At 64.1% G+C, this 12516-nt stretch carries 13 protein-coding genes; 6 read left to right on the top strand and 7 right to left on the bottom strand.

What is annotated here, in order from left to right:
• Nucleotides 1-15: 15 nt before the first annotated feature.
• Nucleotides 16-1344, top strand: a complete 1329-nt coding sequence (locus DM872_RS18520) for a spinster family MFS transporter (protein WP_179060849.1) — start codon at nt 16-18, stop codon at nt 1342-1344.
• Nucleotides 1345-1487: 143 nt separating this feature from the next.
• Here the strand turns inward: DM872_RS18520 and rapA are convergent, their stop codons facing one another.
• Entirely contained in the window at nt 1488-4337 is a 2850-nt protein-coding gene (gene rapA, locus DM872_RS18515) for an RNA polymerase-associated protein RapA (protein ID WP_179060848.1), read from the bottom strand.
• Nucleotides 4338-4492: 155 nt separating this feature from the next.
• Between rapA and DM872_RS18510 the strand changes: the two genes are divergently transcribed.
• From DM872_RS18510 to DM872_RS18495, 5 genes are all read left to right on the top strand, one after another.
• A complete protein-coding gene (locus DM872_RS18510) occupies nt 4493-4789 on the top strand; it encodes an aspartate-semialdehyde dehydrogenase (RefSeq protein WP_179060847.1) in 297 nt (98 codons plus the stop codon).
• Nucleotides 4790-4831: 42 nt separating this feature from the next.
• Nucleotides 4832-5425, top strand: a complete 594-nt coding sequence (locus DM872_RS18505; protein WP_179060846.1) for an alpha-ketoglutarate-dependent dioxygenase AlkB family protein — start codon at nt 4832-4834, stop codon at nt 5423-5425.
• Complete coding sequence (locus DM872_RS18500; RefSeq protein WP_179060845.1) at nt 5425-5583, top strand: hypothetical protein; 159 nt, start codon at nt 5425-5427, stop codon at nt 5581-5583. The genes DM872_RS18505 and DM872_RS18500 overlap by 1 nt, the downstream gene beginning before the upstream one ends.
• Before the next feature lie 384 nt (nt 5584-5967).
• Entirely contained in the window at nt 5968-6084 is a 117-nt protein-coding gene (ccoM, locus tag DM872_RS30735) for a cytochrome c oxidase subunit CcoM (RefSeq protein ID WP_306296698.1), read from the top strand.
• Nucleotides 6085-6186: 102 nt separating this feature from the next.
• Nucleotides 6187-7314, top strand: coding sequence for a GNAT family N-acetyltransferase (locus tag DM872_RS18495; protein ID WP_179060844.1), 1128 nt, complete (start codon nt 6187-6189; stop codon nt 7312-7314).
• On the opposite strand, the gene DM872_RS18490 is transcribed toward DM872_RS18495, so the two are convergent.
• From DM872_RS18490 to DM872_RS18465, 6 genes are all read right to left on the bottom strand, one after another.
• Complete coding sequence (locus DM872_RS18490; RefSeq protein WP_179060843.1) at nt 7315-7599, bottom strand: DUF2790 domain-containing protein; 285 nt, start codon at nt 7597-7599, stop codon at nt 7315-7317.
• Between the two features lie 243 nt (nt 7600-7842).
• Nucleotides 7843-8109, bottom strand: coding sequence for a DUF2790 domain-containing protein (locus DM872_RS18485; protein WP_077526380.1), 267 nt, complete (start codon nt 8107-8109; stop codon nt 7843-7845).
• 141 nt (nt 8110-8250) lie between these two features.
• Nucleotides 8251-10083: an ABC transporter ATP-binding protein gene (locus DM872_RS18480; protein WP_179060842.1), complete on the bottom strand. Its 1833-nt coding sequence runs from the start codon at nt 10081-10083 to the stop codon at nt 8251-8253.
• 58 nt (nt 10084-10141) lie between these two features.
• The gene (locus tag DM872_RS18475; protein WP_179060841.1) at nt 10142-10696 is read right to left on the bottom strand and encodes a peptidylprolyl isomerase; all 555 of its coding nucleotides are present in this window, start codon (nt 10694-10696) and stop codon (nt 10142-10144) included.
• On the bottom strand, nt 10690-11499 hold the full coding sequence (locus DM872_RS18470; RefSeq protein WP_179060840.1) for an alpha/beta fold hydrolase: 810 nt from the start codon (nt 11497-11499) through the stop codon (nt 10690-10692). Before DM872_RS18470 ends, DM872_RS18475 begins: the two co-directional genes overlap by 7 nt.
• 11 nt (nt 11500-11510) lie before the next feature.
• Nucleotides 11511-12437 carry a LysR family transcriptional regulator gene (locus DM872_RS18465; RefSeq protein WP_179060839.1) on the bottom strand — a complete coding sequence of 309 codons (927 nt, stop codon included), beginning with the start codon at nt 12435-12437 and terminating at the stop codon, nt 11511-11513.
• Nucleotides 12438-12516: the final 79 nt, after the last annotated feature.

Here is a 12516-nt window from a genome sequence, read left to right as displayed (position 1 = left end):
GAACGAGACCGACTCATGCAGCAATCTCCCCAAGCGGCCAATGCCTGGCGCGTGCTTTTCCTGCTCTTCCTGGCCAACCTCTTCAATTTCTTCGACCGGACCATCCCGGCCATCATCATCGAGCCGGTGCGCCACGAGTGGAGCCTGAGCGATTTCCAGCTGGGCCTGATCGGTACCGCCTTCACCCTGGTCTATGCGATCGCGGGGGTGCCGCTGGGGCGCATGGCCGATACCGGCGCGCGGAGGAAGATCATGGGCTGGGGCCTGGCCGTGTGGAGCGGCCTGACTGCCGTGAACGGACTGGCCTGGAACTTCTGGAGCTTCCTGCTGGTGCGCATGGGGGTGGGCATTGGCGAGGCGAGTTACGCGCCGGCGGCCAACTCATTGATCGGTGATCTCTTCCCTGCCCACAAGCGTGCCCGTGCAATGGGCATCTTCATGCTGGGCCTGCCGCTGGGGCTGGTGCTGGCGTTCTTCACCATCGGTGCGATGGTGAAGGCTTTCGATAGCTGGCGTGCGCCGTTCTTCATCGCCGCCGTGCCGGGGATCATCCTGGCGATCTTCATGTTCTTCATCAAGGAACCGGCCCGTGGCGCCGCCGAGGCCGTGCAGGTCTCCACCGCCACCCCGGTGGATAAACCGCTGCGCCGGGTGCTGGCGATCCGTACGTTCTGGTGGCTGACCGTTGCGGGCCTGACCTACAACTTCGCCACGTACGCGACCAACTCCTTCATGGTGCCGATGCTGCAGCGTTACTTCCTGATGCCGCTGGAGCAGGCGGCCATCGCTACCGGCATCATCACCGGCCTGACCGGGCTGGTCGGCCTGACCCTGGGTGGCTGGGTGGCAGACAAGGTGCACCAGAAATCCGAACGCGGCCGCCTGCTGCTGGCGGCATTCAGCATGGCGGTGGCGGCCATCTGCACCGGCTACGCATTGTTCGCCGGCCGTATCGAGATCGGCCTGTTCGTGGGTGTGTTCAGCCTGGGCTGGCTGTTCGCGTACAACTTCTATACCTGCGTCTACACCGCCATCCAGGATGTGGTCGAGCCGCGCTTGCGGGCTACCGCGATGGCGCTGTTCTTCGCCGGCCTCTACCTGCTCGGTGGCGGCCTTGGCCCGGTGGTGGTAGGGCTGCTGTCTGACCACTACTCCCAGGCGGCGATGCTGGCGGCCGGTGCCAGCGAAATGAACGAAACCTTCAAGGCCGTGGGACTGCACAACGCCATGTTCCTCGTGCCGGTGGCCCTCACCCTCACCATGCTGGCGCTGTTCCAGGCCGCGCGCTGCTTCGTGCGCGATGCGGCGAACATGCGTCAGGGAATGCTGGCCGCAGCGGCCTGACGACAGCCCGGAAAGCAAGAAGGCCCGCATTTGCGGGCCTTCTTTTTGGGTGACGGGTATCGCTTCGCTCGCGGAACGCTGCCCGACCCATCTTGTAGGATGGGTTGAGCTTGCGATACCCATCGATCGAGGCCGATGGCTGATCAGCCGGCTACCAGCACCCGGATCGACTCCAGTCGCAGCGCGGCCTTGTCCAGCAGTTGCTGGCCTTCGTCACGCTGGTGACGGACAGCTTCCAGTTCGCTGTCGCGCACGCTCGGGTTGACCGCCTGGAGGGCGGTGAGGCGGGCCAGTTCTTCGTCCAGTTCGGCCTTCAGGCGGCGCTTGGCCTCGGCCACGCGCTCGGCATGGCGCGGGGCGATCTTGGCTTCGCTGGCGTTGATCTGTGCCGCGAGCACATCGCGCTGGGCCTGGACGAATTTGTTGGCGCTGCCGCGCGGCACGCTTTCCAACTGGTCGTTGAGGGTGTCGAAAGCCACCTTGGACGCCAGGTCGTTGCCATTGCCATCCACCAGGCAGCGCAGGGCCTTGGGCGGCAGGAAGCGGTTCAGTTGCAGGGCGCGCGGGGCCACGGCTTCGCTGACATAGAGCAGCTCCAGCAGCACGGTGCCGGGCTTGAGCGCCTTGTTCTTGATCAGCGCCACGGCGGTGTTGCCCATGGAGCCGGAGACCACCAGGTCCATGCCGCCCTGCACCATGGGGTGTTCCCAGGTGAGGAACTGCATGTCTTCGCGGGACAGGGCCTGGTTACGGTCGTAGGTGACGGTCACGCCCTCGTCGTCGCCGAGGGGGAAGCCAGCGTCGAGCATCTTTTCGCCGGGCTTGAGCACCAGGGCGTTTTCGGAGTGGTCCTCACTGTCGACCCCGAACGCTTCGAACAGGGACTCCATATAGATAGGCAGGGCGAACTGGTCGTCCTGGTCGAGAATCTCCTCGACCAGGCGTTCGCCTTCGCCAGCGCCGCCGGAGTTGAGTTCCAGCAGGCGGTCGCGGCCATTGTGCATTTCGCCTTCCAGGCGCTTGCGCTCGGCTTCGGCTTCGCTCACCAGGGCATCCCAGGCGCTGTCATCGCCGCCGTCGAGCATTGGCAGCAGGCGCGGGCCGAACGTGTGCTGGATCGCGCTGCCGGTGGGGCAGGTGGCGAGGAAGGCGTTCAACGCCTGGTTGTACCACTGGAACAGGCGCTCCTGCGGACTGGTTTCCAGGTAGGGCACATGCAGCTGGATGGTGTGCTTCTGACCGATACGGTCGAGGCGACCGATGCGTTGTTCCAGCAGGTCCGGATGCGCCGGCAGGTCGAACAGCACCAGGTGATGGGCGAACTGGAAGTTGCGGCCTTCGGAGCCGATTTCGGAGCAGATCAGCACCTGCGCGCCGAATTCCTCATCCGCGAAGTAGGCGGCGGCGCGGTCGCGCTCGAGGATGCTCATGCCTTCGTGGAACACGGTGGCGGGGATGCCGGAGCGCACGCGCAGGGCGTCTTCCAGGTCCAGGGCCGTTTCCGCGTGGGCGCAGATCACCAGCACCTTGAACTTCTTCAGCATCTTCAGGGTGTCGATCAGCCATTCGACGCGCGGGTCGAAGCGCCACCAGCGCTCGGATTCGTCGCCGATGTCCTGGTGGGACTGGAAGCTGACTTCCGGGTAGAGGTCCGGGTGCTCGCCGATGGGCAGCTCCATGTACTCGACCGGGTTGGGCAGCGGATAGGGGTGCAGCTGGCGTTCGGGGAAGCCCTGCACGGCGGCGCGGGTGTTCCTGAACAGCACGCGGCCGGTACCGTGGCGGTCCAGCAGCTCGCGCACCAGGCGCGGCGCGGCTTCCTCATCGCCGCCGGCAAGGGCCTGCAGCAGACCTTCGCCCTCTTCGCCGAGAAAGCCCTTGATGGTCCCTTCGGCCTTGGCGCTCAGGCGGCCCTGGTCGAGCAGCTCCTGGACGGCTTCGGCGACCGGACGGTAGTTGGCGCTTTCGGCGCGGAAGGCCTCCAGGTCGTGGAAGCGACTTGGGTCCAGCAGGCGCAGACGCGCGAAGTGGCTTTCCAGACCCAGTTGTTCCGGGGTGGCGGTGAGCAGCAGGACGCCGGGGATGACCTCGGCCAGTTGCTCCACCAGGCGGTACTCGGGGCTGGCCTGTTCCGGGTGCCAGACCAGGTGGTGGGCTTCGTCGACGACCAGCAGGTCCCAGCCGGCGGCGAAGGCGGCATCCTGGGCGCGCTCGCTGCCCTTCAGCCATTCCAGGGACACCAGAGCCAGCTGGGTGTCTTCAAACGGGTTGCTGGCGTCGCTTTCAGCGAAGCGCTCGGCATCGAACAGGGCGACCTGCAGGTTGAAGCGACGGCGCATTTCCACCAGCCATTGGTGCTGGAGGTTTTCCGGAACCACGATCAGCACCCGGCTGGCGCGGCCGGAAATGAGCTGGCGGTGGATGACGAGGCCAGCCTCGATGGTTTTGCCCAGGCCCACTTCGTCGGCCAGCAGTACGCGCGGCGCAACGCGGTCGGCCACTTCACGGGCGATGTGCAACTGGTGGGCGATCGGCTGGGCGCGTGCGCCGGAAAGGCCCCAGAGGGAGGACTGCAGGAGACGCGAGCGGTGTTCCAGCGTGTGGTAGCGCAGAGCGAACCATTTGTGCGGGTCGATCTGCCCGGCGAACAGACGATCATTGGCCAGGCGGAACTGGATGAAGTTGTTCAGCTGGGTTTCCGGGAGGATGCGCGGCTCGTTCTGGGCGGTGATGCCGTGGTAGATCAGCAGCCCATCGATATCCTCGACTTCCTGGACGTTGAGCTTCCAGCCGTCGAAGTGGGTGATCTCGTCGCCCGGAGCGAAGCGCACGCGGGTCAGGGGTGCATTGCGCAGCGCGTACTGGCGGGTCTCGCCAGTGGCCGGGTAGAGCACGGTGAGCAGCCGGCCATCCGATGTCAGGATGGTTCCGAGCCCTAGCTCCGCTTCGCTGTCACTGATCCAGCGTTGCCCCGGTTGATACTGCTGCGCCATGCGTGTCTCCCTGAATTGAAAAAAGCCGCGTATGTTAACGGAACCGAGGGCGCAGGGCGACGCCGGATACGGGCCGACTATCCGCAAAAGTGTAGCGAGCGCCGGTAAAGAAACGCCCCAAGTGGCCGACAGACTGACCAAAGGAGGGCGTCATCATGCTGCCACCGATTCCGCAAGGCCTGGTCCCTGTCACGGCCCAGCAGGACGCGGTCAAGCCGCGCCCCGACATCCCGCCCGTCACCCCCATGCAGGAGAGTGCGCAGGAAAGCGCCGTGGGTCTGGAAAAGCGCCATCCCCAGGAAGCCGAGGAATTGCTGCGGGAAGAGCAGCGACGCCGTCAGCGGCGAGGCTATACGCCCCAGGAACTCGCGGCCGGGGAGGTTGCAGAGGAGGACCTGGCGGTTCTCGAAGAGCTGCCGCGCCAGGGGCTGTGGGTGGATGTGGAGGTCTGAGGCGCGCAGAATGAGGCGTCTCATTTCCTGAAGCCGATATCGGTGGACCTGTTCGACGATATTCCCCTCCAGCTGCCAAACGCCGAACTGCGCTACGAGCCGCATTTCCTTTCCCGGGATGAGGCCAGCGACTGGTTGACGCGTCTGGTGGCCGAGACCGCCTGGGAGCAGCCGCAGGTTTATCTGCATGGCCGCTTTTATCCGGTGCCTCGACTGGTGGCCTGGTATGGCGATGCCGAGGCCTGCTACCGCTATTCCGGACTGACCCACGAGCCTTTGCCCTGGACGCCTTTGCTGGCGGAGATTCGCGCGCGGGTCGTGGCGGCGGTGGGGCAGCCCCTGAATGGCGTGCTGCTCAACTACTACCGCGACGGTCAGGACTCCATGGGCTGGCACAGCGACGATGAGCCCGAGCTTGGGCGCAATCCGTTGGTCGCCTCGCTCAACCTGGGCGGCACCCGTCGCTTCGACCTGCGGCGCAAGGGCAGTAACCGCATCGAACATTCCCTGGAGCTGGGCCATGGCGCACTACTGGTCATGAGTGGGCCGACGCAGCATCATTGGCAACACCAGGTGGCGAAGACCCGTACCCCTTGCGCCCCCCGACTCAATCTCACCTTCCGTTGGATTCGCTGATGAGCAACGACGACAACCTGATCGATTTCGGCGCCGAGCGCGACAAGCGCATCCATGATGTCCATGACAAGCGCCTGGACGACATGCGCAAGGCCTTCGAGCAAGCCATGCCGCTGTCCAAGGGCAAGAAGGGCGGCAAGAAGCCGAAGAAGCGCTGAGAGCACCTCCTCTCCTGCTTCTTGTGGGAGATTCCATGTCAATCAGCCTTGCAGCGACCCTGTAGGTTGGTCCGGGCCACGCTGGTCGAACCGAGCGAGGCCCAAATCGACCTCGCACGTTGGGCTTCGCGGAGCTCAGGCACAACCTACAAAAGCCGCGCTGCAGTCGGTGGGCGAACTCATTCGCGAATGAATGCGCTCCCACCGTTCGTTTCGCCCCTCCTGCTCCCGGCCACCCCCCCCCTGAAAATTGATTTGGATCAGTGTCCCGACAGCCTTGTCGCGGGCGCTCTGCGGCCATTGATCCAAGTCAATTTTCCCTGCCTGCTGGGCGAGTAACTTGAACCCATCGAAGCAACAACGCCACAACGCAGGAGGCAGATCATGTTCGTCGATACAGTGGTTCTCGCCGGTATAGGCACCGTCGGTCTCATGTGCGCCTTCTTCGCTGGCGTTGGTTACTTCATCTGGAAGGACTCGCACAAACGCAAACCGCGTTGAGTCCACTGGGTTTACAGGCACGCAAGGCACCTCGGGCGACTTCGGTCGCCCATTTTTTTGTCCCCACTTTTCTTCCTCCGCGGCCCGCGCCAGACTGGCGCCATGCCGATCCAGACCCTTTTTCGCCTCAATGAACTCGACCCGCAGCAATGGGATGCCCTGCTGCCGGACGAGCAGCCTTTCCTGCGTCATGCCTTTTTATCCACCCTGGAAGAAAGCGGCAGCGTGGGGGCGCGCAGCGGGTGGCATCCTGCGCACCACGTGTTGCGTGGGCCGAAAGGCAAGTTGCGCGCCGCGCTACCGGCTTATCTGAAGAGCCATTCCTATGGCGAATACGTGTTCGACTGGGCCTGGGCCGATGCCTGCCAGCGCGCGGGCATTCCTTATTACCCCAAGCTGCTTGCGGCCGTGCCCTTTACCCCGGTGGGGGGCGCGCGCGTACTGGCGGTGGACGACGCTGCAGCCAGCGAGCTACTGGACTCGGTAGTCGCCGATGTGGCCGCCGACGACCTGTCCGGCTTGCACATCAATTTCACCGATGCCTTTGCCGACCACCATCTGCGCGGGCGTGAAGGCTGGCTGGAGCGGCTGGGCTGCCAATTCCATTGGCGTAACCACGGGTATCGGGATTTCCAGGACTTCCTCGACGCCTTGAGTTCGCGCAAGCGCAAACAGATCCGCAAGGAACGCGAACAGGTGGCGGGGCAGGGGATAGAGTTTCAATGGCGTCAAGGCCGGGAACTGGGTGAAGCAGACTGGGATTTCGTCTACGCCTGCTACGCCAACACCTATCGGGTGCGGGGCCAGTCGCCGTACCTGACGCGCAAGTTCTTCAGCCTGCTGGCGGAGCGGATGCCGGAAGCCATTCGTGTGGTGCTGGCACTGCAGGCAGGTCGGCCGGTGGCGATGGCGTTCTCGCTACAGGGTGGCGACACCCTCTATGGGCGCTATTGGGGTTGCCTGGCGGAGTTCGATAGGCTGCATTTCGAAACCTGCTTTTACCAGGGCATCGACCAGGCGATTGCCACGGGACTTCAGCGCTTCGATGCAGGCGCTCAGGGTGAGCACAAGCTGATTCGGGGATTCGAGCCGGTGATCACCCGCTCCTGGCACTGGCTCGCCCATCCCGGTTTGCGGGCTGCGGTGGGCGATTTCCTGGTGCAGGAGCGGGGTGGCGTGCTGGCCTACGCCGAGGAGGCGCGAGGCTTGCTGCCGTATCGGCGGGATTGATCAGCCGACTTGCGTCTGGTCGGGGGTGGCGGTGCTGCCGCCCCACTCGAGGAAGCGGAGTTTGTGGACTTCACCGTCGCTGTCTTCGTAGACGAGGGTGACGGGGACGACGCCAGTCCTCTGGGAGGTGTCGGTGCGGTGAAGCACTTTCTGGATGTCGACTTCCATCCCGTAGTGGTAATCCACCGGCGCAATGCCGGAACCTTGATTCGGGGTGCCATCCTGGGCGAATACGCTGGGCGCGAGGCTGGTGAGCAGGGCGCTTACAACCGAGGCCATTTTCATAGGCTTTTATTCCTCTGTTGGGTTTCGCTTACAAGGGACTTTATCTGACCGACTGAGAACGGTTAGTTCAAGTGCCCCCTCGGAGTGGTTCTGGTCTGAGCGTTTTTTGATCACTCGCAATCGCCCATGCTTGAGGCGCTGCGACCGTTTGTCGCAGATTCTGAAATTTCTTCGTTCGTGGTCTAGCTGGTACGCCGGTGCAACACATCGGGAACCCTCTGGAGAGTTCCCGTTGCTTGCGGATCAGCTGTTGCTGGTGTGGCTGCCCCACTCGAGGAAGCGAACCTTGTGCAGGTCGCCTTGGCTGTCCTCGTAGACCATGGTCACCGGTACCACGCCTGCGCGCTGGGTTGCGTCGGTGCGATACAGGACGCGCTGGACGTCCAGTTCCATGCCGTAGTGATAGTCGACTGCGGGAATGCCGGCGCCTACGTCGCGCTGGTGGTCCTGGGCGAACACACTTGGAGCGAGGCTGGCGAGAACGGCGCTGACGGCGGATGCGATCTTCATGGGCTGATCCTCTCGGGGTCCGTGGCGGGTTTCAGGTGAAACCAGATACGGGACCCATATGACCAGCCGGCTGCGCCCGATTGAAATCAAAGCGCCTTGTAGTGGAGATCAGCCGCGTCGATGAAACGACGCGGCCAGAACTCAATCCACGCCGACGAATCCGCCTGTCTGGTGTTGCCAGAGGCGCGCGTAGAGACCACCGTGCTCCAGCAATTGCGCGTGGCTGCCGCTTTCCACGATGCGCCCCTTGTCCAGCACCACCAGGCGGTCCATGCGTGCGATCGTGGACAGCCGGTGGGCGATGGCGATGACTGTCTTGCCGCGCATGAGGGTTTCGAGGCTTTCCTGAATGGCCGCTTCCACTTCGGAGTCCAGCGCTGAAGTGGCTTCGTCGAGGATCAGGATGGGGGCGTCCTTGAGCAGAACGCGGGCAATGGCGATGCGCTGACGCTGGCCGCCGGACAGTTTCACGCCGCGTTCGCCGACATGGGCGTCGAATCCGCGTCGGCCGTTGGCGTCCGAAAGCTGCGGAACGAACTCACCCGCGCGGGCCTTGTACACCGCTTCCAACAGTTCTGCATCACTGGCGCCGGGACGGCCGTAGAGCAGGTTGTCACGGATCGAACGGTGCAGCAGCGAGGTGTCCTGGGTGACCATGCCGATCTGCGCCCGCAGGCTTTCCTGGGTCACCCGGGCAATGTCCTGGCCGTCGATGAGGATGCGCCCGCTTTCCAGGTCGTAGAGGCGCAGCAGCAGGTTGACCAGGGTCGACTTGCCGGCGCCGGAGGGGCCGACCAGTCCGATCTTTTCGCCAGGCCGCACCACCAGGTCGAGGCCTTCGATCACGCCGCTGCCTTTGCCGTAGTGGAACGCGATGCGCTCGAAGCGCACCTCGCCCCGGTCGACCTTCAGCGGTTGAGCATCCGGTTGGTCGGTCACCTGGCGCGGCACGGCGATGGTCTGCATACCGTCCTGCACCTGGCCGATGTTGTCGAAGATTCCGGTGACTACCCACATGATCCAGCCGGACATGCTGATGATCCGGATCACCAGGCCGGTGGCCAGGGCGATGGCGCCGACGCTGATCAGCCCCTGGTTGCACAGCCACAGGGCGAGGCCGCAGGTGCTGACGATCAGCAGGCCACCCATGATGGTCACGGTGGCATCCATGGCGGTGATCACCCTCGCCATCGCCTGGGATTTGCGCGTCTGGTCGCCGATTGCTTCGCGGGCGTAGTCCTCCTCCTCGCGGGTATGGGCGAAGAGCTTGAGGGTGGTGATATTGGTGTAGCCGTCGACGATGCGCCCCATCAGCTGCGAGCGGGAGTCGGAGGACTCCACCGAGCGCCGCTTCACTCGTGGCACGAAGTAGTGGAGGGCGCAGAGGTAACCGGCTATCCACAACACCAGGGGCACCATCAGGCGCCAGTCGGCTTCGGCGAACAGCACCAGCGAACTGACTGCGTAGATCAGCACGTGCCAGAGGGCGTCCACCGCTTGCACCGCCGAGTCGCGCAGGGAGTTGCCAGTCTGCATGATGCGCTGGGCGATGCGCCCGGCAAAGTCGTTCTGGAAGAAGCCCAGGCTCTGTTTCAGCACATAGCGATGGTTCTGCCAGCGGATCAGGTTGGTCAGTCCGGGTGTGATGCTCTGGTGCACCAGCAGATCGTGCAGGCTGTTGAACAGCGGCCGCAGGATCAGCGTCACCACGGCCATCCAGGTCAGTTCCGTCCCGTGCAGCCGGAAGAGTTCGCCCGTGGGGGTGGCCTGGATCAGGTCGACGATGCGGCCCAGGAAGCTGAACAGCGCCACTTCGATCAGGGCAACGATCAGCCCCACCAACAGCAAGGCGCTGAAGATCGGCCAGACCTGGCGCAGGTAATAGGCGTAGAAGCGCAGCACGCTGCGCGGGGGCATTTCGTCTGGCGCCTGGCGAAAGACGTCGATCAGGCGCTCGAAGCGTTGGAACAGCATGGCGAATCCATCCGAAGGTGGAGCGATCGACCCGGGCTTCCTGCCCGGGCCGAGGGCGTCAGAGCCGTTTGGCGGAGAGAATCACCACCGGTTGCAGCGGAACGTTCTGGAACATCCCGCGATTGCCGGTGGGGACGTTGGCGATCTGGTCCACGACGTCCATGCCGCGTACCACCTTGCCGAACACGGCATAGCCGAAGTCGCGGCTGCCGTGGTCGAGGAAGGCGTTGTCGTTGTGGTTGATGAAGAACTGGCTGGTGGCCGAGTTCACCGCCTGGGTGCGGGCCATGGCCAGGGTGCCGCGCAGGTTGCGCAGGCCGTTGTCGGCTTCGTTCTTGATCGGATCACGGGTGTCTTTCTGGCTCATGTCGGTATCGAACCCGCCGCCCTGGATCATGAAACCGGGGATGACGCGATGGAACACCGTGCCGTTGTAGAAACCGGCATCCACGTAGTCGAGGAAGTTCTTCACGCTGACCGGGGCCTTGTCGGCTTCCAGTTCCACCTCGATTTCCCCGGCGCTGGTGGTCAGCAGCACGTGGGGCTTGTCGGCAGCCATCAGGTTCAGGGAGACGAACAGGGCGCAGGCGCCCAGGACAAGTTTCTTCAGCATGGGATTTGTTCCTTGTTGCGCTCCACTTCATCAATGAAGTTGAGCAGGGTGGCGTTGAAACGTTCGGGTTGATCCAGGGGAGTGGCGTGACGGGAGTTCTCGATGACCACCAGGCGCGCGTTCGGCAGTTCCTTCACGTAGGTCTCTTTCTGGGCGACCGGGGTGTAGTCGCTATCGGCAGTGATCACCAGGGTCGGGCACTGGATGCGCTGCAGGCGGTCGCGCACGCCCCAGCCAATGATGGCGTTTAGCGCGGAGAGATAAGCGCGCTTGTCGTTTTGCGGCCAGCGTTCTTCGATCTTGCGGCGCAGGTCGGCCTGCTCGGGCAGCGGGAACAGAAGGCCGCCGAGCGCCTTGGCGATGCTTTCGAGGCTGAGCAGGCGCGAGAGTGTCCAGCGTTTGGCGATCTCCAGGAAATCCTTCGGCGTGCGGGGTTTCACCTCGGGGCCGCTGTTGACGATGGTGAGGCTGCGCAGCAGTTCCGGGTGATCGACGCCGAGCTGGAAGCCGATCATTCCGCCCATGCTGATGCCGACCAGATGCACGTCGATCAGCTTGAGGTGCTCGATCAGCGCCGCCACGTCATCGGCGAAGCCGGCGATGCTGTAGCGTTCATGGGGCTTGTCGGAGCGGCCGTGGCCGCGCACATCGATGGCGATCACCCGGTAATGGGCGGCGAGGGTGGGGACCTGGTATTCCCAGTCGCGGGTGCTGGAACCGAGGCCGTGCACGAGCAGGACGGGCATGCCGCGGCCGTAGTCCTCGTAGTGAAGCTGGCAACCGTCGTTCTCGAAATAGGACATGTGACCTCCTGTCAGGCGCTGGGAAGCGGAGCGGCGAAGGGGGCATCCAGGGGGGCGGAATCGAAGGTCTTGATCAGTTCGACCAGGATCTGCGACGCCGGGCCGAGGGCCTTGTCCTTGTTGGCATATAGATAGAAGGAGGGATGGCGACTACCACCTTGCTCCATGGGCAGCGGCTTGAGCTGGCCTTCCTTGAGTTCCCGCTCGATGAGGTGGCGCGGCAGCCAGGCGAAACCGAGGCCGCTGCTGACGAAGTTGGCGGCTGTGGACAGGCTGCCAACGGTCCAGCGTTGTTCCGCACCCAGCCAGCCGACGTTGCGCGGCTGGGTCCGGCCGGTATCGCGAATCACCACCTGCAACTGGCTTTCCAGGTCCTGGAAGCTGATCTCCCGTTGCAAGCGATGCAGGGGATGGTCGGGGTGAGCGACGGCGACGAACTCTACCGAGCAGAGTCCGGCACCCAGGTAGCCTTGGATATCCAGTGTGGTGATGGCGAGGTCGGCCGAACCCTCCAGCAGCACCTCCTCCACGCCGGACAGCACTTCTTCCCGCAGGCGCACGCGGCAGCCGCGGCTCTGCGGCATGAAGGCGGTGAGGGCGCGCACCAGGCGGGCATTGGGATAGGCCGCGTCCACCACCAGGCGTACTTCGGCTTCCCAGCCTTGCTCCATATGGTGGGCGAGTTCTTCCAGTTGGCTGGCCTGCTTGACCAGTTGCCGCGAGCGTCGCAGCAGCACTTCGCCGGCTTCGGTCAGCACGGCCTTGCGACCTTCGATGCGCAACAGCGGAACGCCCAGCTGTTCCTGCATGCGCGCAACCGTATAGCTGACCGAGGATTGCGAACGATGGGTCGCTTCGGCGGCCTGGGCGAAACCGCCGTGGTCCACGACCGCTTGCAGGGTTCGCCACTGGTCCAGTGTCACGCGCGGGGCTTTCATGCGGAGCTGCTCCTCTAGCTGCTTATGCCGGCAAATTGGGCGCGCTCATGGCGCTGATTCCGCTTGCGGCGCTCTGTTA

Origin of the sequence: Pseudomonas taiwanensis (assembly GCF_013393345.1) — a bacterium.
Lineage (GTDB): Bacteria > Pseudomonadota > Gammaproteobacteria > Pseudomonadales > Pseudomonadaceae > Metapseudomonas > Metapseudomonas resinovorans_C.
Note: the sequence above shows the minus strand (reverse complement) of the source record. Positions and strands in the feature narration are given on the sequence as shown.